The sequence below is a fragment of the Flavobacterium sp. genome, from assembly GCF_031411595.1.
In the GTDB taxonomy this organism is placed as follows: domain Bacteria; phylum Bacteroidota; class Bacteroidia; order Flavobacteriales; family Flavobacteriaceae; genus Flavobacterium.
The window spans coordinates 43,972-65,373 of the sequence record NZ_JANOBI010000035.1 but is presented as its reverse complement, the minus strand read 5'-3'; the positions used below and the strand labels follow the sequence as shown (position 1 = coordinate 65,373).

The following is a 21,402-nucleotide window of genomic DNA, read 5'->3' as shown; positions in this document are numbered from 1 at the left end:
AATTAGTTTTTTACAATTTTTAATGAAGTGTTTTTATTGACTATTACCATGTATAGACCTTTCGAATAATCAGTCATATCAATAGCAATTTGATTTTGGTTTTGATAATCATGCGTATACAGCAATTGCCCTTGAAGGTTGAAAATCTCAACAGTATCTATTGGAAATTTGTTTTGAAGGTTTAAATTTTCATTAGTTGGATTAGGGAACACGGTTAAGTTTTGTTTAAACTCGACAGAAGAAACCGATAAACTTTCATTATTCGTATTAAAAGTAGGCGATTGAATTACAAAATTCCCTGTACCATTCGGCACTCTGGCATAACCGAAATTAGCAGTCTGTGCACCAAAATCAACAGTTTCTATAATCGTACCGTTGGCATAGGCCAGCAGTACACTTTCGCCACCGGAAGACAATTTGAAATTGGCGTGAAGTCCAATTTGAGCTCCATCTTCATCAGCCCAAACCGTCAAATAACCATGAGGTTCAATTGTTATTCCTGTTGGAAATTGCCATTTGATTAGGTTGGCAGCCGTATCGGTCATAAATAAATTATCGAGACTCAAAGTCGTATCGGTGTTATTATACAATTCAACCCAATCTTCATATTCACCATCTTGATCCATAACCGTTGCGGTGTTTTGCGCCATGATTTCATTGACCACTAAATCACCCGGATTGATTGTTGGGTAAGTCGCATACAAACTATAGAATTCATGTTCGGCTCTTTCCGGAGAAAACATGCCCACATTGTTATTTTCAGCATAAATATAATATTGCATGAATGCGTTGCTCATATTCATACTGGCTCCATAGACATTATCACCGGAAGCACCATCGCCATGCAAACCGTCATCATACATGAGCACTTTGGTAAAAGGAAGTTCTTTGTCGGAACGATATCCCAAGTAAACGCCATTAGTGTTGGTATTGATTACGTTGGCCGTGATAAACACATCGCTATTGATCAATGGAACTGCAACAGTTGGCGCGATAGCTGAAATTGTAGGGCGCGTATTGGTGAAATCGGTCAATGCGGATAAGTAAGTGTATCGCCCATTCATTAAATTGGTGATTCCGGGTGCAGGATTCATTCCACCGGTCATATCTGTTGTTAAATTGCTTTGGTATTGCGCGTAGGTAAATGCCTTATTTGGATCGGCTTGCACAGCTGCATTGATTACGTTTTGATACGATTGCGCAGTAGTTAAATAGCTATTGTTGGAGAAATTTTCTTCGAGAATCGTTCTGAAGTGCGCCAAATACATTCTTTTGTATTTAGGAACCGCCAGCAGTTTTTGAACCAATGGCCAAGCAGCATCACCTGAATGTAATAGATGGGTCATTTGTTTTTTAGCGGTGGTATTGGCTAATGAAACTGTACCCGTTTGTGTAAATACTCCAAAAGACATATTCAAATCCCAAACGATTGCATTAAAGCGGCCATTATCATCTTTATACAAATAATAATTTTGTTTGAAGGTGCCGATATAACTGTCTATATTGACCAATACGTTATCAAAGGCCAACATCCATATAGCGCGGTCTACATCTAGAACCGATTCGATGTTGGTGATGTCATTAGACAAAGTGTTGGTTAATGAAACTAAATCTTCCCAACCTGCATCAGAATTCATTTCATACGCAGTTTGATAACTCGTAATGTTGGTTCCTAAATACGCTAAATTTGGATAAGAAGAACTTCCCGGGCCGGCACCACCAATAGGATTGCATTTGAAAAGTGCATTGTTATTAGAATAAAAATGATTGTCTACAAATTTTTTAGAAATCGACTCAGAGCTTACATACAAACCTATCAAAGTGCCGTTCACATACACATTCGCATAATTACACAAAGGCGCATCCATGTATTGTCTCAAAATGGAGTACGAAAGAGGCTCTCTTAAAAACGACGGATCAAAATAAACATTACTTAATTTGATGTCGGTATAACCCTGATAATCCTGATTTTGATATGTGTCTAACTCAATGTGGAATGGATTTTTTACACGCGTAGCATTATAAGTGCTATTGCCTTTATACTTAACGCCAACATTATTGAAAACGGTTCCATTAATCGTCACCGATTGTGCCGGAATATAATCTTCTGTCGAGCCGGCTTGCGCATCTAAAAGCGCATCCCAATTGCTTTCGGCAAAAACAATTCTTATGTCTTGAATCGTATTGATGTCGTAGAAAGATTGCGAAAAAACATTAAAACTACTCGTAATAAATAATAGAAACAGAAAGCTTTTTTTCATAAAAATGGATTTTGGTCAAGTTAGTATTTTGTTATAGACGACATTTTATTTTGATTCATGCGCATGCCAAAAAATTATTTAGGAAATGAAAATCTCGGATCAAATAAAAATTCCGTATCCGTCAATGTTTTTAAAAATGCTACCAAATCAACTCGGTCATTATCGGTTAATCGCATCGGTTCTGCCAATTCTTTTGGAATGCCTTTGCTTTTTTGAATCGAATTATAATGTTTGATGACTTCTGTCAACGTTTTGAATCTGCCGTCGTGCATGTATGGAAATGTAAATTGAATGTTGCGCAATGTTGGCACTTTAAATCGCATATAATCTTCTTCCTTATTGGTGATTTTCATTCTGCCAATATCATTCAAAGTCACATCGATGGATAATCCATTATTTTCAAACTTATCGCTCGCAAACAATGGCTCGGTGTGACACGAGGCACAATTTATTTTAAATAAATCGTAGCCTTTTTGTTCATTTTCTGAAAATGAAACTTCATGTCGCATCACTTTATCGTATTTCGAATTCGATGATTTAAGCATCAACATGAATTGCGATAAAGCTTTCAAGGTCAATTGCCCAGTGACTTTTGAAGTTCCGAATGCAGCTTCAAATAGGTGTTGGTACTGTTCACTTTTTTGAAGTTTAGAAACAACATGTTCTAAAGTTTCATCCATTTCAACTGGACTTGTGATTGGATTCAGTGGTTGTACATCGAGATGGTTCGCGCCGCCATCCCAAAGAAAATCTTTCGACCACGCAAGATTGATTAATGCCATCGAATTTCTCGTGCCAATTTTTCCTTCAATGCCGTGACTTAAATCATGATCAACATGAGTAAAACCAGTCGATTGCAAATGACAACTCGCACATGAAATCGTACTATCGCGCGACATTATCGGATCATAAAACAAATGCCTTCCCAATTGAAATCCTTCTTCAGTGATTGGGTTTTTAGAGAAATCATAATGTGGTTTTGGCCAATTTTTCGGCACTTCAAAATAGATTGGTGTGGTTTTTTGAATCGCAAATGCCGCGCAAATAAAAAGCACAACGATTAAAACAAAACTATTTTGATATTGGGTTTTCATTCGGTTTCAAACATTTTAACACCACAATCCGCAAGTTGCATCGCCCGTTTACCGGGAATCATAATGCTGTTGGTTTGTGAAAGTGAAACTTCTGAAAAGAACAATGCTACATTTACGGCAACATCAATTGTAGCATTGTTTTTCGGTTGATTTAAAGTAAACGTTCGCAACGCATTATTGGGTTTTAAATAACCGCCAATATGAAACTGAAACTGATTTTTTCGGGTTTTGCAACTCGAACTTTTGCCTTCCATTTTCATGTTGATGTAACCGCTTTGCCACGCCCAATACATGCCTTTCGCCGGATCTAAGTCGCCCGCTAATGCGCCTGAAACATTGGCTAAACTATCAACACCAATGGCAAAGGTAATTTGTTTGATTTCTTTTTTGGTGTATAAACCAATCGGGACTTTTTGAGAATTCGGTAATTCTAAATCAACAAGATGGCTTTCGTTGGTTTTTAAAATGGAGTTGTCAGCATAAAGAATCTGTATGTCCGACACATAAAACCGAAACGTATCAATCTGTAAAGTATCTTTTTGTTTGGAAATGTATTGTTGATTGGCAACAATCGAAGCATCATCGAATTTGAAATGAAACTGCAACCGCAAAGAATCCTTTTCCTGCGCTACAATCCACTGAGAAAAAAGAAAACAAAATAATACAATTGATTTCATTTTAATCATGCTTAGGACGTCGTGGTTTAGAGAACAATGTGGTTAATTCTGTTGTCAAATCGTAATAATATTCCATCTGTTCCGGCTTGCAGATTTTTTTGATATCCTCAAAATGTTTGAAATGTGTTTGCTCAATCTGTTTTTGATAACCTACAATTACATTGATTAAACTGTCTTCAGCTTTGGCGTCGACGTTGGTTTTTAGCAGTTGTAAGTACAAACGATTTTTAGTTTCGAGAATTTGATTGTCGAGTTGGTCAATCGTTCCTCTGTGCCAATGGATTAGTTTTTCATATTCCGCTTGTTGCTGTTGGTCTAAATGCAGTTTTTCAACAATAAGTTTTTTTGGACCTTCACCACGATGACGAGGTCCGTGACGCATTGGGCCGTTTAAGATCAGAAATCCGAGCGTTCCTGTATTGAGTATCAAAAGGACAATTACGGCGATTGTTAAAAGTTTTGTCTTGTTCATCTTAATAAAGTTGATTCGATTTTGAAAGATAACTAGCCATCACTTCGGTAGCTGTTTTTTCCTTTTTAGGTTTTGAGAATACGAGTGTAATATTGAGTGAAACCAATAGCAGTAAAGTGGCCGCTGCCATCCAAACCCATCGCATAGGAATATTGTCTGTTTGAATTTTAGCCTGAATCCTAGCAAAAAGCTTCGCATCAGGAATTGCTGGCGTCATGCCATTCGTGCTTTCCAATACTTCGTTGATCCAGTGTTCTTGTTCCATAATCGTATAGACGAGTTTAATTATTTTTTCTTGCGGTATTCTTCAAACTTTGTGGCTAATTTTTCTTTCAATGTGGTTTTGGCTCTGAAAATCAGCGACTCGACAGACGAAATGCTGAGTTGCATAATCACGGAAATTTCAGGATTTGACAAGCCGTCGATTTTAGAAAGTATGAAAGCCGTTTTTTGGTTTTCAGACAATTCGTTGATCACCGCGTAGAGTTGTGCAGCTTTCTCTTTGTTTTCGAGTAGAATTCCGGGATGTTCAAAGTTAGAACTGTTGAGATATTCGGTTTCGTTTTGGCTTTTGTTTCCAAAAATGAAAAACCGTTTCTTACTGTTTTTGTGTTTGATAAAATCGAGGCATTTGTTCATAGTAATGCGATATAGCCAGGTTTTGACGGTAGATTTTTCTTCGAATCTTTCCAACGAAGCGTGTACTTGTATGAAAACGTCTTGTGTGATTTCTTCGGCATCTTCGATGTTTTGAACGTAATTCAATGCGACGTTATAGACCAATATATGGTATTGATTGTAAACGTTTTGAAATGAATTACTCTGTTGCATCATGGTTGCAAAGTAACATTTTTTTGAAATGTATAGCCACGAATGCACGAATTAAAATTAAATGATTATCAGGAAGTTTATGCCTAATAAAATTTATCATGAATTGCTTTAGTATTTCAAAAGTATTGAAGCTTTTGGTTTTGCGCCTTTGCATCTTTGCGAGCGAATTTTATCCCTCGCAAAGACGCAAAGTCGCAAAGTTTATTATATTATAAAGTTTCCAATAATCATTTAAACTTATAAATTCAATTTTTAAAAATTCGTGAATTGCTTCGCCAGTTCGCATGCTCGAGTCGTGGTATAAAATTATTTAATTTGGAATCAGAATTTTTTTTCAAACCACAAATAGTAGTATATTTGACGCACGTAAAATAGCCCTGATAGCAGTGGAAATCCTTTTGTTCTGGGTTTCAGAACAAAAGATTGGGAACGTATAGCAGGATTAGCTTCTAATAAAAAATCAAAGAATATTAAGATATGAAATTACTCGAAGGAAAAGTAGCCATCATCACCGGCGCAAGTCGTGGCATTGGAAAAGGAATTGCAGAAGTTTTCGCTCAACATGGCGCCAACGTTGCGTTTACTTATAGTTCATCTGTAGAATCAGCACAAGCTTTGGAAAACGAATTGAACGTATTGGGCATCAAAGCCAAAGGGTATCAATCGAATGCCGCCGATTTTAACGAAGCACAAACCTTTGTGGATGCGGTTTTGGCCGAATTTGGAACCATCGATATTTTGATTAATAACGCCGGAATTACGAAAGACAATTTGCTCATGCGTATGTCGGAAGAGGATTTTGATAAGGTGATTGATGTGAATTTGAAATCAGTATTCAACATGACCAAAGCGGTGCAGAAAACCATGTTGAAAAACCGCGCTGGTTCGATTATCAATATGAGTTCAGTCGTTGGTGTGAAAGGAAACGCCGGTCAAACGAACTATGCAGCATCGAAAGCCGGAGTGATTGGATTTACGAAATCGGTGGCTTTGGAATTGGGTTCGAGAAACATTCGTTGCAACGCGATTGCACCCGGATTCATCGAAACTGAAATGACTGCCAAACTCAATGAAGATGTGGTGCAAGGTTGGCGTGACGGAATTCCATTGAAACGTGGCGGAACGACTGAAGATGTTGCGAATGCGTGTTTGTTTTTCGCATCGGATATGAGCGGTTATGTAACTGGGCAAGTGATGAATGTTTGTGGCGGAATGTTGACTTAGAAGTTGTATGTTATAGGTTGTAAGTTGTAGGTTCTGAATTGTGTAATTTTGAACATTTTTTACTGATTACAATAATGCACATAGAAATAACTTATTAACCTAAAATTGACTTACAACAAACAACCTACAACAAATCCTAAATGACCACAACCACAATATTACTAATACTACTATCGCTAATAATAGCGGTTGGTTTGTCATTTTACCAATATTTTTATAAAGTCAAAGTTCATACGCGGGTGTATTGGGTTTTGGCTTTTTTGCGTTTTGTATCCGTATTTGGTGTTTTATTGTTGTTAATTAATCCGATACTTTCGAGCAAAACATTTGAAGTCATTAAGACGCCGTTGCCTATTGTGGTTGACAATTCAAGTTCGATTGTTGATTTGAAAGTCGATGCCGCTACTAAAGAATTACAACAGAAATTAATGTCGAATTCCGATTTAAAAGCGAAGTTTGATGTGGAATCGTATCGTTTTGACAGTGAATTTCAATCTTCAGAAACCTTTGATTTTAAAGGCAAGCAAACCAACATTGAAGAAGTTGCTAAGAACCTTAAAAGCATTTATAAGAATACTGTTTTTCCGACGGTTCTGATTACTGATGGAAACCAAACTACCGGCAATGATTACGTGTATAGCTTTGATGCGACTAATAAAGTTTATCCTTTGGTTGTGGGCGATACGACAACATTTCTGGATATTAAAGTGAGTCAGCTCAATGTGAATAAGTATGCTTTTCACAAGAATAAATTTCCAGTAGAAGTGTTTTTGAATTATTCGGGAACGAAAAGTCTCAATGCGAATTTTAAGATTACACAAGGCAATTCGACTTTAGCGACACAAACGATTGCTTTTTCGCCTTCCAAGAAATCAGCCGTTGTGAATGTTTTACTTCCTGCGAATCAAGTGGGATTGCAGATTTTTAAGGCTTCTATTACTTCGAATGAAGCTGAGAAAAACACCTACAACAATACCAAAAATTTCGCGGTTGAAGTGATTGATCAAAAAACCAATGTTGCCATTATTACGGAAATCGACCATCCCGATGTTGGCGCATTGAAACGCGCGATTGAAAGTAATGCCCAAAGAAAAGTAACAATTCTTAAACCTAACGAAATCAAATCGTTGAATGATTATAATGTTTTGATTTTGTATCAACCTTCGAGCAATTTCAAATCGGTTTTTGAAAACAACCAGCAAGTTGGTATTAATACTTTTATCATTACGGGAATCAGTACTGATTTTGCTTTATTGAACCAACAACAAAACAATCTGATTTTTAAAATGAGCGGCCAACGCGAGGATTATTCGGCGCAATATGAATCGAAATTTAATTTGTTTGCTTTGGATGATATTGGATTTGAGCAATTTCCGCCATTACTAAATGCATTTGGAACGATTACGACCAATAGTAACGTTTCTGTGTTGCTTTCTTCGAAAATTCGGAATATAGAAACCAATGCGCCATTGTTGGCATTCGCTGAAAACCAAGGGAAACGTTCTGCCTTTTTGCTCGGTGAAAACCTTTGGAAATGGCGTATGCAAAGCCACATCGACACCAAGTCGTATGAGAAATTCGATGTGTTTGTGGATAAAATTATTCAATATTTAGCTTCGAATAATTCTAGAAAATCGTTGGTGGTAAACCACGAAAGCTTTTACAATTCGGGTGATGCGATTGAAATTACAGCGCAATTTTTCAATAAAAACTATGAACTCGATGACAAGGCGCGTTTGACGATTTCAGTAACGAATAAAAATACTCGAAAAGTAAAGCAATACGATTTACTTAAGAGCAACAATTCTTATAAAGTCAATCTTGATGGACTTTCAGCCGGGCAATATACTTTTGCTGTCAAAGAATTGAATACGAATACAACTTATAACGGCTATTTCGAAATTCTTGATTTCGATATTGAAAAGCAATTTGTGAATCCGGATTTGAATAAACTCAAACAATTAGCAACGCAAACGCAAGCACAAGTTTATATGCCGAATCAAGTTGATGCTTTGATCAAAAATTTGCTCGACAACACTGCATACAAAGCGATTGAAAAAGCCATTGTCAAAAAAACACCTTTGATAGATTGGGTTTGGTTGCTGATTCTCGTAGCGATTGCTTTAGCTTCGGAATGGTTTTTACGCAAGTATAACGGATTGCTATAGTTCTTACTTTTCAATGCTGTAAATTACACCTTCATGGCCATCGAAATCAAAAACTCCTGAATACGTCAATCCAATTTTTTCTAGCACTTTAATTGAAGCTTTATTTTCGGTTCTGGATCGACCAACAATTTTGGGCATTTTATATTGATTAAACCCTAAATCAATACATGCTGCAGCAGATTCTGTTGCGTAGCCTTTGTTCCAATATTTTTTGAAGAATCTAAATCCAATATCAAACGCATCCAATTCTGGCGTATATTTTAATCCACACCAGCCTAAAAAAGCTTCACTTTCTTTTTCAATGACAGCCCAACGTCCGAAGCCATATTGTGTGTAATGGTCATAATTTTCTAAAAAAATCTTCGCACTTTCAACATTTTCAAAAGCTTCATCGCCGGTGAATTGTATTACTTCGGGATCCAGATTCAAGGCATGGATATTTTCGGCATCATCAACAGTCATTGGTCTTAAATAAAGTCTATTGGTTTCGAGGATTTTCATAGTGTCGGATTATTAATTAAGCGCTTTTCTTTGCGATTAAAACAGTATGAGTTTCTTCGATAGTATCATTTTTCGAATACTTAACATGAATCAAATTATTAATTGTAAATCCTTGTTTTTCAAGCGTATTGATTGTATTTTCTAAATCATGAAAGTAGAAATAAGTTCGATCGCCACTGCTGCCTTTTTGATACCCCGAATCAGAGTAATCGCCAGCAACAAAACTGATGTAGATGATTCCGTCATTCATGAGCAATTGATGACAATCTACAATCAATTTTGAAACGTCGGATTCGGATAAATATGGAATACAAAAACCGCACATGATGGCGTTGAATTGCTTTTGTATAGTATTGATTTCTCTAACATCCATGACTGTAAAATGGGCATAGGGAATATTTTGCTGCGCCAGTTGAATCATGTTGGGAGCGACATCAATAGCATCAATAATAAAATCAGGCTTTTTATTCAATAGGTATTTTGTGATATTGCCCGGCCCGCAACCCAATTCTAACACTGATGGGTTTTTGAAATCAATCGCATTGCAGAATAAATCATAGCTTTCATTATACAAATCCAAATCCATGAATTTGTCTTGGTATAGTTGCGCGACTTTATTCCATGTTTCAAAGGTTTCTTTGTAGCGATCCATTTTATTTACTTTGCTTTATACAAAAACGAAGTTAGGGAAAAATAAAATTTATAAAGTCGAAAACCCGAATGTTATTTAATGATTAAGTGCTATTTTTGAGTAATAATTTTAATTTTCATTTGATATGAAAAGAATGATTTCAATGGCATTGTTTTGTAGCGTTTTAAATTGCACGGCACAACAATGGCAAAAAGATTTAGACTTAGGATTGAAAGAAGCAGCACAACAAAATAAAAAAGTGCTTTTATTCTTTTCCGTACCCGAACATTGCGACACTTGTGTGAAGCTCGAACAAAAGATATTCAAATCGCCTGAATTTCTGGCTTTTGCGAGTGACAATTATGTTTTGGTAAAAATCGATTTCTCCTACGAACAAGAAGGGTTGAGCAAAGATCAATTGGAAAAAAACCTACTCATTGTTGAGAAATATAACAAAGATGGCTTTTTTCCTCATGTTGTTGTGCTCAATAAAGAAGCAAAAATCGCTGGAAAAACCGGAGTTTATAACAATGAAACACCACAAGAATACATGTCATTATTGAAAAAGAATACCAAATCTTAATATGAGAATTAGGCTTATTATTGTATTCATAGGTTTTATAACGCATTGGTCAGTTTCGGCGCAAAGGAAAATAGAACCTACGGATTCGTTTAAAATTCAAGGAAAAATAAAATCAGAAAAGGTTTTTACGTTAACGCAACTCGACAGTTTTCCGAAGCAAGTTTTAAAAGATCAGATGATCTACAACCACAAAGGTGAAATAAAAGATACTGTAAAGAACAGCAAAGGCATTTTATTAAAAACAGTATTGGCGAAGATTGAATTCAGCTATGAAAAGCCCAAAGAATTGAATGAATTCTACTTTGTTTTTATTGCTTCCGACGGTTATAAAGTAGTTTTTTCTTGGAATGAAATTTACAATACAGCCATTGGCGATAATCTGTTTATCATCACAGAACACGAAGGCAAAAAGCTCAAAGATATGGAACAACGGATTGTATTGAGTTCGACTGCTGATTTGAAAAATGGCCGACGCTATGTAAAAGCACTTGAAAGAATTGAAGTCAAACGAATCGAGTAGGGTTACCAAAGCTAATGCTGTTATACTATAACTGAACTTTTAATTTTATAAATATAAACATCATGAACGACGCACATTGGCATTTGGTAGTAAATCATTTTCCCATTATTGGGACGATTTTTGGTTTGGGGATTTTAATCGCAGGATTGGTTTTAAAAAACAAAATCACGATCAACATCGCTTATATTATTTTTATAGTAGCGGCTTTGTTTGCTTTCGCTTCAATGTCAACCGGAGAAGGCGCTGAAGAAATGGTGGAAGATCTACCCAATATTGGCAAACAAATCATTCACAATCATGAAGAAATGGCTGAAAAGTTAGCCCTTATCCTATATGCTCTAGGCGCAATTTCAATTGTTGGATTGGTGCTTAACATCAAAAATCATAGCAAAGCAAACCTGATTACCTATTTGGCTTTGGTTGTTGGCATTGCAGCAACATATCTAGGTAAAGAAGCCGGAACTACTGGTGGTGAAGTAAGACATACCGAAATTAGAGCCAACGCAACTAATGTTATTGGCAATGAGGCGAATGAAAAAACTGAGGACGAAGATTAACGTGACTTTCGAATTCAATTTATAGAAAAGGATATTTTAAGTATCCTTTTTTTATGGAATATGGTCTCATAGATTTCATTCAATCTTGATTGTGTAAAAGTTTCTACTACAATAATCAAAAGCGAATTTATTTCTGATACTTTTTCTTCTTCAAAATATCCGATGCCGTTTGATAATAAGCCACCGTTTCCTTAACCAAATCTTCGCGAACTTTCGGCATTGGATTTTCATCAAAATGCAATTGAAAATTACGATCTAATTTTTGATTAGGAACCGCTTTCAATGCGTATTGCTTGACCATTTGTTTTGGAGATAAAATCGTCAAAACGCTGTCTTTAATCAATCCTAAGTTTTGATAAGTCGCTACGAAAGCTCTCGGTTTGTAGGTGGTTTGCAATACATCTTGACCATAAAATTTACTCTGATAGTTGAAATGCAACAACCCAAATAATGTTGGCATAATATCAATCTGAGACATCAAGTTCGAGTACTGTTGCGGCTGCATGTTTGGACTGAAAATCATCGCCGGAATGCGATATTTATCAAGTGGTAACTCTGTTTTTCCAGCACTTGAAGCGCAATGATCGGCCAGAATTACAAAAACAGTATTGTGATACCACGATTGTTTTTGCGCCATCATAAAGAATTGTTTTAAAGCAAAATCTGTATATTTTACACCGCCTTCTCTAGACTTGGCATTACCTGGAATGTCGATACGATTGTCCGGATACGTAAACGGGCGATGGTTGCTGACGGTCATCCAATGATTGAAAAAAGGGCGGCCTGTTTTTGATTCGGCATTCATGACTTGTATGGCTTTTTTAGCCATGTCTTCATCGCAAACTCCCCAAACATTGGAAAACGTTATTTCATTTGGCTGAAACGATTTTTTGTCGATAATATCATAACCGTTTCCGCCAAAAAAGTCTTGCATATTATCAAAATACGCATCGCCACCATATAGAAATTTGACTTGATATCCTTTTTCTTTAAACAGGTTTCCGGTAGTAAACTTACTTTTGTTGTCTTTTCTTTTAATAACACTTTCACCAGCGGTTGGTGGCAAACACAAAGTAACCGCTTCTAACCCTCGAACGGTTCTGTTGCCTACAGCATAAAGATTGGTAAACATCAAACTCTTGGTAGCTAAACTGTCTAAGAATGGTGTTAGGTTATTTTCATTGCCATAATGTTTCATAAAATCGGCACTGTAACTTTCTATGGTAATCAGCACTACATTTTTACGGGTTTCTGTTGAATCGCTTTTAATTTCTTTTGCCAACGAATTTTGTTGTTGCAAAAGGCTGTAAGCTTCTTTTTCAGGTAGTGTTTTATAGAACTTAAAATAGTCTAATTCGTTATTGGTAAAGGCAGTGTAGAACTTATAAATGCCGTTGGCTTGCAGTTCGTTAGCGAATATGTTCTGGCTGTTTTCTTTGTTGGATAAAAAAGGAATGGCAACAAAAGAAACTGCAACTAACACAAAATAGAGTAATGATAATTTTACTTTTTCAACTGCTGAAGGAATGTTTTCAATATAGTTTTTAGACCTTTTGACAATGAAATAGGTAATCAATCCTGTCACTATAAATAATACAATGAAGATAGGAACGACCGGATACGATTCCATAATGTTGCCAATAACTTCGGTCGTGTAAATCAAATAATCAACCGCGATGAAGTTGTAGCGTACGCCGAATTCATTCCAAAAAAAGTATTCACTAATCGCATTTTGAATGATTAGCAAAACGTAGATGAAAACTACAATAGTAAACAACCAACGACGGATTGCGATTCTATATTGAGGCAAAAAAAGCAACAACCCGAACAATACCGTTTTTAAAGCTATAAAATAGGTTGCGATTTCAGGTAAAGAACCACCATACTCATTTAGTATTGTATTGCCAAAAGCAACATAACCCAATAAGGCAACCAACAATCCAAATAGGAGATAACCGTAGGGTTTATGGTATTTATCATTAGAAATAAAAATCAAATACAACCAAAAAAAGGCAATGGCTACGGTAAAAACAAAAAGATCTGAAAGGAATCCGAGTGTAAAAATTTTTACAGTATCAATCAGTGAAAACGACGATTGCGTAATAGGATGGAAGCACAGCACGATTCGCAAAAGAAACGAAACCAATACATAAAAAACGGTAAGCGATACTAGTGGGTTACTTTTTTGGGGCAGTAGCATTTCAATAAATTTTCCATAAATGTAGTGGAGTTAAAGTTATTGTATTCTTAATATTGCCTTAATTTTACTTGAATTAAATAGCTTAAAAATAAATTGATATTGATTTACAACCTTTAATAAATATATTTGTTTGTGATTTTTTTGCAGACATAAAACCAATAACCAACAAAACATCAATGAAAATTCTTATTGTAGAAGACGAAGTAGGAATCGCTAATTTTCTAAAACAAGGCCTAGAAGAAGATGGTTACGATGTTATTGTAGCCGGTGATGGAAAAAAAGGGTATGAGTTTTCACAAAGTCAAAAAGTCGATTTAATCTTATTGGATTGGATTTTACCAAAAATGACCGGCATCGAAGTATGTAAGGAAATTAGAAAAACCGATACCAAAACACCCATTATTTTCCTAACAGCAAAAGATACCGTTCAAGAAACAATTGAAGGCTTGAAAGCCGGCGCGAATGATTATATCAAAAAACCGTTTTCTTTTGAAGAATTGTTGGTTCGCATCAAAATTCATTTCAGAGCTGATCAAGAAATTGATGAATTGACTTTGGGTGCCATTACGGTGGTTCAATCGAAATATCAAATTTTATTAAACCACAAAGAAGTTGTTTTTACACAACGTGAATTTGAATTGTTGGTCTATCTCATCAAAAATAAAGACAAGGTGTGCACGAGAAATCAAATCATTGAAGAAGTGTGGAATATTCATTATGAATACGATACAGGCGTTATAGATGTTTTTATCAATTCCATCCGAAAAAAACTAGGCATCAACAAAGAAGAATTGATCAAAACCATTCGTGGCGTGGGCTATATTGCAAGTGATAACGTGTAGATTATGTTTAAATTTTCTTTCAAAAACAGACTAGCTTTTAATTTTCTAATCAGCACTGCATTGATTGTAGCGTTGCTTTTTGTTGCGATTTACAATACCGTGAAGTATAGTGTTTACAATGACATCAATCATGAACTTGAGAAGGAAGTGGGATTGCATTTTTCTGAAATGAATTTCGGAAACAGTATCTATAGATGGATTGACATACGAGAATGGGAAGAAAAAGAACACAACGAAATTACGATAGATCCCGTTTTTGTTCAGATTTATGATCCTAATGGTGTGGCTGTCGAAAAATCGCCGAATCTTAAAAATGACAATTTAAAACTCAACAAATCCATCAAAGAAAAATACTTTTTTGATACAGAACTCAACAAACAATTCATCCGGCAAGTGCAAGTTCCGATATATAAAAATGGTAAAATCATGGGATTTCTATTGATTGCCAAATCGCTTGAAGAAGAGAATACAGTCATGAAAAACCTCAATACCATATTACTCTTGTCTTATGTCATTGTATTGTTTTCATTCTTTTTTATCACTCGATTCATTGCAGGAAAAAGCATCAAACCGATTACTCAAATTACCGATACCGCGAGTATTATTTCAACAGAAAATTTGAAATCGAGAATTGCGTTACCACATTATAAAGATGAATTGTTTGTACTTTCTAAAACCATCAACGATTTACTAGATCGCATTGAAAATGCCGTTGAACGCGAAAAGCAATTCACTTCCGATGCTTCCCACGAATTGCGAACGCCTTTGGCTATTTTGAAAGGAACACTGGAAGTATTGGTTAGAAAACCCAGAAACCAAACCGAGTATGAGGAAAAAATCAACTACTGCATAAAGGAAGTAGATCGCTTAAATCATTTGGTGGATGAATTGCTGTTGTTGGCCCGATTTGAAAATCAGAAGCTCAATACCAAAAACGAATCGGTTTATTTGAATGCTTTGATTTTAGATATTGTAACGCGCTATTCCCAAAATATCAAGGAAAAACAATTGACAGTAAAGTATGATTTTGAAAAGGATTATTACATCAATTCCGATGAATATTTAGTTGGTATTATCATCAGTAATTTATTATCGAATGCGATTAAATACACCAAATCAAAAGGCGAAATTCAACTGGCATTTTCAGAGAACAACCAATATCTGATTGGCACAATTTCCGATACAGGAATCGGTATTCCCAAAGCTGATTTCGATAAAATTCTAAATCCTTTTTACCGATCGAAATTCCTCGAACATCCGGAAGTTAAAGGCGTTGGTTTAGGATTGTCGATTGTAAACCGTTTGTGTACGTTATTGAAAATCGAGTTTTCTATAAAAAGTAAAGTGCACGTTGGAACTACAGTAATGTTTAAGTTTCCAAAAAATTCGTAGTCAATCGCATTTATCAAAAATAACCACCAATTTACTTCAATTTTTGAGTCATCGCTAATAAAAACCTTCGATTTATTTTAATCTCAAAATTCTCTGTTATTATCCCCATAGTTTCTTTTATTTCAACAATCAAAAAACTATATTTACTTTTTAAATAAAGCTATTATCGTTTTCTGTTTGCTATGATTACCAATAAAAATAAAGTTGCCCCGAATATAGATACCGAACTGCAAGAGCCTCAACTCAATATTCTGCTGACTACCGATGAAGATGATACACGACCGGTTTATATCTCCGGAAATTTCAACAATTGGCACACGCAAGATTTAGCCTTCGAAATGGAAAAAATCGGCAATGGTTTGTATCATTATAAATTCGCGAGTGATTTTGTGTATCCCGATGAACTCTTATACAAATTCACCAAAGGCGATTGGAGCGAAGTCGAAATTGACAAGTATGGCAACCGAACCGAAAACCGTTCGTGCAAAGAGCACGCAGGCGTTCGCAAAGAACATGTTGATAAATGGAGAAAGAATTGGCTGCCGTTCAAACCCAATTTTTTGCCTAAAGTGCATTTGATTTCTGAAGAATTTGAAATCCCACAACTCAACAAAACCAGAAGGGTTTGGGCTTTATTACCGCATGATTATGATGATTCTAATGAAACATATCCTGTGTTGTATTTGCAAGATGCCCAGAATTTATTCAATGAAAAAGCCAAATACGGCAATTGGGAAATCGATAAGAAACTAGCAGTAATGTCCGAATATAAAATCGGGAAAATTATCATCATTGCGATTGAACATGCCGAACAAGATCGCATCAAAGAATACAATGTTGGGAAAACTTTGCTGGGCGTTGGACAAGGAAAAAAGTACATTCGTTTTATCACTGATACGTTGAAACCGTTTGTAGATAAAACTTTTAGAACCAAAACCGAGCGCGAGCATACCGGAATTGGAGGCAGTTCGATGGGCGGATTGGTCAGTGTTTTTTCAGGTTTGATGTATCCTGAAGTGTATGGAAAACTGATGATTTTCTCACCATCATTATGGGTGGTTCCAAAAATGGATTTTACCAGTATTGATTTTTCAGAACCCAGTGATACCAAAATATATCTGTATGCCGGCGGTGATGAGAGCGCTACGATGATTGATCATGTTAAAAAGTTCAAAAAACGCATGATCGAAAATGAATTTGTATCGAGCAAAATGAAAATCAAGCTCAGCATCAATATGCTAGGAAAACACAACGAAACCTATTGGAGCGATGAATTTCCGAAAGCCATCGAATGGTTATTTTTTAATACAAAAGACAATTAAATGAAAACAAAAAATATAGAAAACCTAGAAGGCTTCACAGGCGTTATTCTGATTCCGGTTTTCGAAACCAATGCAAAAAATTTAGTGCCGATTGAGTTTCACGGCGTATCAGTTTCGTCAAAAATATTCTACGGAAAAAAAGATACCTATTATGTTGCTGAAAAATATGACTGCGTTCACATTTTTATAGGACTAGGAAAAACGATCGATTACAAGTCATTGAAGACTATTGCAAGAAGAATTGCCTCTAAAGAAAAAAACATTTTTGCTAAAGATGTCGTTTTAATGATACCCGAAGTGTTCACACTACAACAAGTCGAAGCTACGATTTCAGGATTAATGTTGGGCACCTATCAACTTGGGCATTTCAAGAAAAAAGACCTACATCCTTTTGCCGAAAAAGATTTTGAATTGGCTTTGCTTTCGAAAACCGATTATGCTGAAGCAGCACTTCGAGCTATAAAAATCGCCAAAACACAAATCGAAATTTTGTCTTTGGTCGATTTGCCACCGAATTTGGTAACGCCAACTTATTTATCGAATTGGGCACAGGAAAGCGGTAATGTTTATGGATTTACAACAACCATTTTAGATGGTGCAGCTTCCAAAATTGAAGGCCTAGATGCTTTTTTAGCCGTTGGAAAAGGCAGCGATAAAGAGCCACAATTCATCATTATGGATTATATGCCAGTGACCGATATTCCAAAAATCAAACACATTGGTTTGGTGGGTAAAGGCATTACTTTCGATACCGGTGGACTCAACATCAAAACTGCCGGAATGTTACACATGAAATGCGATATGGCTGGTGGTGCAGCAGTTTTAGGAGCCATGCAATTGATTGCCGATTTAAAATTGCCCGTAAGAGTAACCGCGATTGTACCATGTTGTGAGAATTCCGTTGACAGTACTTCATTCATGCCGAGCGATGTCATCAAAAGTTATCATGGAGCCACGATTGAAATCATCGATACCGATGCTGAAGGCCGATTGATTCTAGCCGATGGTTTATCGTATTTAATTAAAAATTACAAACCCGAAATCATTGTCGATATTGCTACATTAACAGGAAGCAGCGTTGGAACTTTTGGTTATGAATGTGCCGCGTTGTTTACCAACAACCAAACAATAGCTCAAAAATTACAACATTCGGGTGATGAAATAGGGGAAAGGTTGTGGCCATTACCATTGTGGGATGCCTATAAATCTGACATTGAAAGTGATATTGCCGATGTCAAAAACTACAGCGGAAAACCCGTTGCCGGTGCCATATCGGCCGCTAAATTTTTAGAGTATTTCACAGAAGAACACAGCGCTTGGGCGCATTTGGATATTGCCGGTGTAGCCTTTGGTGATGATGAATTTGCGAAAAGCAAACACGCTACATCTTATGGAGTACATTTATTAATGCATTTTATTGAAAACATTTAAGCTATGAGTAAATCACCTAAAACAATCGTTTGTATTTCCAATTATTTTAAAGGAGCTGATTTTTTAATCAATTTAAAAAAACTTGGAAATAAAGTCTATTTGGTTACATCAGAAAAATTGCGTGACAAAGCTTGGCCTGTCGAATTTATCGATGATATTTTCTTTATGGAAGGTCAAGATGTCGATTGGAATTTAGAACATCTTTTACTCGGTGTGAGCAATTTCATGAAAAACAACACCATTGATGCCATCGTTGCCTTAGATGATTTCGATGTAGAAAAAGCCACTTACTTACGCGAAAACCTCCGCATTGACGGCATGGGACAAAGCACCGGACGTTATTTTCGAGATAAATTAGCGATGCGCATGCGGGCTAAAAGTTGTGGCATATCGAATCCGAATTTCTGTTCGCTTTTCAACGATCATGACATCAATACTTTTGCCGATACGATTCCGGCACCGTGGGTTTTGAAACCGCGTTCAGAAGCTTCAGCGTCAGGCATTATCAAAGTGTATGATAAAGAAAGTTTGTGGATTCACATCAACGAAATGGGCAACAACCGTTTTAAATATTTGGTGGAACAATTTCGACCTGGTTCTGTATATCATTGCGATAGTTTGATTGTAGACGGTAAAGTTTTATTCAGCATCACCTCGCGATATTTGGCAACACCGATGGAAATTTCTCAAGGTGGTGGCATTTTCAGAAGTGCGAATATTCCATACAATTCAGAAGACGATAAAGCGATTAAGAAAGTCAATGAGCAAGTCATCAAAGGTTTTGGACTCAAGCATGGCGCAGCGCATACCGAATTTATCAAATGTGATGACAACGGAAAAATCTATTTTCTAGAAACTTCCTCGAGAGTTGGTGGTGCACATTTGGCTGAAATGGTAGCATTCGCTTCCGATATCAATCTGTGGACGGAATGGGCAGCGATTGAAAACGCTTTGGTGAAAGGCATTGAATACAAATTACCGAAAGTCAAAAAAGGATATGCCGGTATTGTACTCACTTTATCGAAATACCAACATCCGGATTTGTCTTCGTTTGCAGATGATGAAGTTTGTTTCCGCGTGCCATTAGAATATCACGCGGGATTGATTGTGAAATCAGACAAACACGAACGTGTTTTAGAATTGCTAGATGTTTACGCCGATCGCTTGGTGAAAGATTATGCAACTGTAGTGGCTCAGAAGGAAGTGAAGCATTTGCATTAGTTTTTAACCGCAAAGTTCGCGAAGTTTATCGCAAAGAGCGCGAAGTAATTTGTAATTTTTTTGATAGGTTTCATTTTAAACGAGATGCCCTAGCCCTGATAGCAGCGGTATCCTTTTTCTGGCTTTTTTAGACAGGAAAAGATTTAGCGGATAGCAGGAAATAGCTTCTAAAAATCTTAATATAAAATTTTATTTTTTGCGTCCTTTGCGTATACCTTAGCGCACCTTGCGGTAAAACCTACCTTTCAAACAACCCCAAAGTGCCACCAACCCAATCCTTATCTTTATTGAATTTCACGCCAATCATTTCTCCACGACTCAAACGCACCAAATTACACAACATCGTAGGGTTCTTATCTTCTTTTTTCCAAACACAAAGTACACGCACTTCGGCTTTTACTTTTCCGTCAGGTGATTGCACAATCGGAATATAGTTGACTTTCTTTTGAAGTATGTACAATTCTTTTTCCGTTACTGCTTCAATATCTTCTTTCGTGACGTGGAAAATTACGCCACTTCCCGAGAATGAAAACAATGGTTTCAAAACGTAATTTTCTAAATCGGTTGGAATTTCTTTTAAGTCGCTTAGTAAAGTCGTTTCGATGAAATATTTTCCTTTCAAAAATGGCAGTATAAATTTGCTGATTCTGAAAAACCAATTCGGATGCCCGGCCCATTCTACATCGAGATCATCGGAAAAACTGAAGTTTAAATTTAAATCGGTGCGCAATTCCAATTCATCAAAAATCACACGGTTGTAGATGCGTTTGACTTGAATCAATTGGCCTTGATCATTTTTATAATACAGTTTTTTATCTTGTTTAATCAATTCCGTCACACAAACAATTGGAATTCCAATATCACGATGACAATAATAGAAATCGATTTTGGTGTTTTGTTTTTCAGGTTCGATTTCGAGCAGAATCACATTCTCTTTTGGCAGATGATTGCACATTGCTTCTTCGATAATCTTGAAATAATCTTCGGAGCTGATGTCATTGATGAACGGCGTTAATTCTTCAAGAAACGGAAAATATTTTTTAAATTTATCATACAAAACGTACTGATAATTGAACAGCGAAGGAAAGCCTTGCACTTCAATCAGTTTTGGAATCACTTGTCCGTCTTCTTCACAAATCCCAAAATCGATGGCTAGGAAAGTGGTGTGTTCATCTTCGTTAGGCACTTTGGTGTTAAGCTCTAACGACTTTTCGGTAAGTTGTTTGAAGTTGTCTTGTTGGATGAGTCGAATAACATCTTGGCAACCTTCGATCAATTGTGCTTTGAGTTCATTTGAAATAAAAAACGGCGTTTCGGCCATTCTGAAAGTGGGCATATAATTGAAATCTGCAGCAATATCATTTTGAAATTCCTTGTATTTTTCTATAGAAAATTGGTCATTGAAAAGTTGTCTGTATTTGGTTACCATAGCATTGACATTACAATAAAGTGAAGCATTCGATTACTTAATCGAT

Annotated in this window: 20 protein-coding genes; 10 read left to right on the top strand and 10 right to left on the bottom strand. The window is 36.2% G+C overall.

What is annotated here, in order from left to right; translation table 11 throughout:
- Positions 1–2: 2 nt before the first annotated feature.
- From RMO03_RS08005 to RMO03_RS07980, 6 genes are all read right to left on the bottom strand, one after another.
- On the bottom strand, positions 3–2,261 hold the full coding sequence (locus RMO03_RS08005) for a CotH kinase family protein (protein ID WP_309641575.1): 2,259 nt from the start codon (positions 2,259–2,261) through the stop codon (positions 3–5).
- A 74-nt stretch (positions 2,262–2,335) separates the two neighbouring features.
- The gene (locus RMO03_RS08000; RefSeq protein ID WP_309641574.1) at positions 2,336–3,355 is read right to left on the bottom strand and encodes a cytochrome c peroxidase; all 1,020 of its coding nucleotides are present in this window, start codon (positions 3,353–3,355) and stop codon (positions 2,336–2,338) included.
- Entirely contained in the window at positions 3,352–4,032 is a 681-nt protein-coding gene (locus RMO03_RS07995; protein ID WP_309641573.1) for an MbnP family protein, read from the bottom strand. The genes RMO03_RS08000 and RMO03_RS07995 overlap by 4 nt, the downstream gene beginning before the upstream one ends.
- A gap of 1 nt (position 4,033) precedes the next feature.
- A complete protein-coding gene (locus RMO03_RS07990) occupies positions 4,034–4,504 on the bottom strand; it encodes a periplasmic heavy metal sensor (protein ID WP_309641572.1) in 471 nt (156 codons plus the stop codon).
- 1 nt (position 4,505) lies between these two features.
- A complete protein-coding gene (locus RMO03_RS07985; protein WP_309641571.1) occupies positions 4,506–4,769 on the bottom strand; it encodes a hypothetical protein in 264 nt (87 codons plus the stop codon).
- Positions 4,770–4,789: 20 nt separating this feature from the next.
- Complete coding sequence (locus RMO03_RS07980) at positions 4,790–5,338, bottom strand: RNA polymerase sigma factor (protein WP_309641570.1); 549 nt, start codon at positions 5,336–5,338, stop codon at positions 4,790–4,792.
- Between the two features lie 474 nt (positions 5,339–5,812).
- Between RMO03_RS07980 and fabG the strand changes: the two genes are divergently transcribed.
- Positions 5,813–6,559, top strand: coding sequence for a 3-oxoacyl-[acyl-carrier-protein] reductase (fabG, locus tag RMO03_RS07975; RefSeq protein ID WP_309641569.1), 747 nt, complete (start codon positions 5,813–5,815; stop codon positions 6,557–6,559).
- Positions 6,560–6,699: 140 nt separating this feature from the next.
- On the top strand, positions 6,700–8,727 hold the full coding sequence (locus RMO03_RS07970) for a hypothetical protein (RefSeq protein ID WP_309641568.1): 2,028 nt from the start codon (positions 6,700–6,702) through the stop codon (positions 8,725–8,727).
- A gap of 3 nt (positions 8,728–8,730) precedes the next feature.
- Here RMO03_RS07970 and RMO03_RS07965 read toward each other — a convergent pair whose 3' ends face one another.
- Both RMO03_RS07965 and RMO03_RS07960 read right to left on the bottom strand, forming a co-directional pair.
- On the bottom strand, positions 8,731–9,228 hold the full coding sequence (locus tag RMO03_RS07965) for a GNAT family N-acetyltransferase (RefSeq protein WP_309641567.1): 498 nt from the start codon (positions 9,226–9,228) through the stop codon (positions 8,731–8,733).
- Positions 9,229–9,244: 16 nt separating this feature from the next.
- Complete coding sequence (locus RMO03_RS07960; RefSeq protein ID WP_309641566.1) at positions 9,245–9,880, bottom strand: class I SAM-dependent methyltransferase; 636 nt, start codon at positions 9,878–9,880, stop codon at positions 9,245–9,247.
- Positions 9,881–10,004: 124 nt separating this feature from the next.
- Here RMO03_RS07960 and RMO03_RS07955 point away from each other — a divergent pair, with 124 nt between their 5' ends.
- The 3 genes from RMO03_RS07955 to RMO03_RS07945 all read left to right on the top strand — a co-directional run bounded on the left by RMO03_RS07955 (position 10,005) and on the right by RMO03_RS07945 (position 11,519).
- Positions 10,005–10,442, top strand: a complete 438-nt coding sequence (locus RMO03_RS07955) for a thioredoxin family protein (protein ID WP_309641565.1) — start codon at positions 10,005–10,007, stop codon at positions 10,440–10,442.
- A 1-nt stretch (position 10,443) separates the two neighbouring features.
- Positions 10,444–10,962: a molybdopterin-binding protein gene (locus RMO03_RS07950; protein WP_309641564.1), complete on the top strand. Its 519-nt coding sequence runs from the start codon at positions 10,444–10,446 to the stop codon at positions 10,960–10,962.
- Positions 10,963–11,024: 62 nt separating this feature from the next.
- Positions 11,025–11,519, top strand: a complete 495-nt coding sequence (locus tag RMO03_RS07945) for a hypothetical protein (RefSeq protein WP_309641563.1) — start codon at positions 11,025–11,027, stop codon at positions 11,517–11,519.
- Between the two features lie 127 nt (positions 11,520–11,646).
- On the opposite strand, the gene RMO03_RS07940 is transcribed toward RMO03_RS07945, so the two are convergent.
- Positions 11,647–13,719 carry a sulfatase-like hydrolase/transferase gene (locus RMO03_RS07940; protein ID WP_309641562.1) on the bottom strand — a complete coding sequence of 691 codons (2,073 nt, stop codon included), beginning with the start codon at positions 13,717–13,719 and terminating at the stop codon, positions 11,647–11,649.
- A gap of 176 nt (positions 13,720–13,895) precedes the next feature.
- On the opposite strand from RMO03_RS07940, the gene RMO03_RS07935 reads away from it, so the two are divergent.
- The 5 genes from RMO03_RS07935 to RMO03_RS07915 all read left to right on the top strand — a co-directional run bounded on the left by RMO03_RS07935 (position 13,896) and on the right by RMO03_RS07915 (position 19,927).
- A complete protein-coding gene (locus tag RMO03_RS07935) occupies positions 13,896–14,561 on the top strand; it encodes a response regulator transcription factor (RefSeq protein ID WP_309641561.1) in 666 nt (221 codons plus the stop codon).
- A gap of 3 nt (positions 14,562–14,564) precedes the next feature.
- Positions 14,565–15,953: a HAMP domain-containing sensor histidine kinase gene (locus RMO03_RS07930; RefSeq protein ID WP_309641560.1), complete on the top strand. Its 1,389-nt coding sequence runs from the start codon at positions 14,565–14,567 to the stop codon at positions 15,951–15,953.
- Positions 15,954–16,135: 182 nt separating this feature from the next.
- Positions 16,136–17,275, top strand: coding sequence for an alpha/beta hydrolase-fold protein (locus tag RMO03_RS07925; RefSeq protein WP_309641559.1), 1,140 nt, complete (start codon positions 16,136–16,138; stop codon positions 17,273–17,275).
- Positions 17,276–18,706 carry a leucyl aminopeptidase family protein gene (locus RMO03_RS07920; protein WP_309641558.1) on the top strand — a complete coding sequence of 477 codons (1,431 nt, stop codon included), beginning with the start codon at positions 17,276–17,278 and terminating at the stop codon, positions 18,704–18,706.
- A gap of 3 nt (positions 18,707–18,709) precedes the next feature.
- A complete protein-coding gene (locus tag RMO03_RS07915) occupies positions 18,710–19,927 on the top strand; it encodes an ATP-grasp domain-containing protein (RefSeq protein ID WP_309641557.1) in 1,218 nt (405 codons plus the stop codon).
- Positions 19,928–20,165: 238 nt separating this feature from the next.
- Here RMO03_RS07915 and RMO03_RS07910 read toward each other — a convergent pair whose 3' ends face one another.
- Complete coding sequence (locus RMO03_RS07910; RefSeq protein WP_309641556.1) at positions 20,166–21,356, bottom strand: hypothetical protein; 1,191 nt, start codon at positions 21,354–21,356, stop codon at positions 20,166–20,168.
- Positions 21,357–21,402 lie beyond the last annotated feature (46 nt).

Coding starts and splice junctions, on each gene's coding strand:
- RMO03_RS08005 (WP_309641575.1), bottom strand. CDS start 2,261: ATGAAAAAAAGCTTTCTGTTTCTATTATTTATTACGAGTAGTTTTAAT.
- RMO03_RS08000 (WP_309641574.1), bottom strand. CDS start 3,355: ATGAAAACCCAATATCAAAATAGTTTTGTTTTAATCGTTGTGCTTTTT.
- RMO03_RS07995 (WP_309641573.1), bottom strand. CDS start 4,032: ATGAAATCAATTGTATTATTTTGTTTTCTTTTTTCTCAGTGGATTGTA.
- RMO03_RS07990 (WP_309641572.1), bottom strand. CDS start 4,504: ATGAACAAGACAAAACTTTTAACAATCGCCGTAATTGTCCTTTTGATA.
- RMO03_RS07985 (WP_309641571.1), bottom strand. CDS start 4,769: ATGGAACAAGAACACTGGATCAACGAAGTATTGGAAAGCACGAATGGC.
- RMO03_RS07980 (WP_309641570.1), bottom strand. CDS start 5,338: ATGATGCAACAGAGTAATTCATTTCAAAACGTTTACAATCAATACCAT.
- fabG (WP_309641569.1), top strand. CDS start 5,813: ATGAAATTACTCGAAGGAAAAGTAGCCATCATCACCGGCGCAAGTCGT.
- RMO03_RS07970 (WP_309641568.1), top strand. CDS start 6,700: ATGACCACAACCACAATATTACTAATACTACTATCGCTAATAATAGCG.
- RMO03_RS07965 (WP_309641567.1), bottom strand. CDS start 9,228: ATGAAAATCCTCGAAACCAATAGACTTTATTTAAGACCAATGACTGTT.
- RMO03_RS07960 (WP_309641566.1), bottom strand. CDS start 9,880: ATGGATCGCTACAAAGAAACCTTTGAAACATGGAATAAAGTCGCGCAA.
- RMO03_RS07955 (WP_309641565.1), top strand. CDS start 10,005: ATGAAAAGAATGATTTCAATGGCATTGTTTTGTAGCGTTTTAAATTGC.
- RMO03_RS07950 (WP_309641564.1), top strand. CDS start 10,444: ATGAGAATTAGGCTTATTATTGTATTCATAGGTTTTATAACGCATTGG.
- RMO03_RS07945 (WP_309641563.1), top strand. CDS start 11,025: ATGAACGACGCACATTGGCATTTGGTAGTAAATCATTTTCCCATTATT.
- RMO03_RS07940 (WP_309641562.1), bottom strand. CDS start 13,719: ATGCTACTGCCCCAAAAAAGTAACCCACTAGTATCGCTTACCGTTTTT.
- RMO03_RS07935 (WP_309641561.1), top strand. CDS start 13,896: ATGAAAATTCTTATTGTAGAAGACGAAGTAGGAATCGCTAATTTTCTA.
- RMO03_RS07930 (WP_309641560.1), top strand. CDS start 14,565: ATGTTTAAATTTTCTTTCAAAAACAGACTAGCTTTTAATTTTCTAATC.
- RMO03_RS07925 (WP_309641559.1), top strand. CDS start 16,136: ATGATTACCAATAAAAATAAAGTTGCCCCGAATATAGATACCGAACTG.
- RMO03_RS07920 (WP_309641558.1), top strand. CDS start 17,276: ATGAAAACAAAAAATATAGAAAACCTAGAAGGCTTCACAGGCGTTATT.
- RMO03_RS07915 (WP_309641557.1), top strand. CDS start 18,710: ATGAGTAAATCACCTAAAACAATCGTTTGTATTTCCAATTATTTTAAA.
- RMO03_RS07910 (WP_309641556.1), bottom strand. CDS start 21,356: ATGGTAACCAAATACAGACAACTTTTCAATGACCAATTTTCTATAGAA.